Raw genomic sequence first — 230 nt, forward strand, 5'->3', positions numbered from 1 at the left:
GGTGATGCGGGGCGCTCACTCGCGCCGGTAAAGGCGGAAAACTTCAAGTCGTCTACCTCCTGCATGTCGGAATTCCCATATTTGTTGCCATTGCGCGTCGGGCTGGACGCCGAGCGGAATCTGGTCGTCATGAACCAGAAGAAAGGTGCATGCGGTTTCGTTGTCGGCGACCTCTGTCACGCGAAGGCGCGCAAAATAATCGAGTGCAGCGTGGTGTGAGCTGCTCAGGC

Annotated in this window: 1 protein-coding gene; it reads left to right on the plus strand. The window is 58.3% G+C overall.

What is annotated here, in order from left to right; all coding sequences use genetic code 11:
* On the plus strand, nt 1-219 hold a 219-nt coding region (locus QN399_RS26755), incomplete at its 5' end, for a hypothetical protein (RefSeq protein ID WP_330201990.1).
* Between the last annotated feature and the right edge of the window lie 11 nt (nt 220-230).

It is taken from the genome of Pseudomonas sp. 10C3 (assembly GCF_036346185.1).
Lineage (GTDB): Bacteria > Pseudomonadota > Gammaproteobacteria > Pseudomonadales > Pseudomonadaceae > Aquipseudomonas.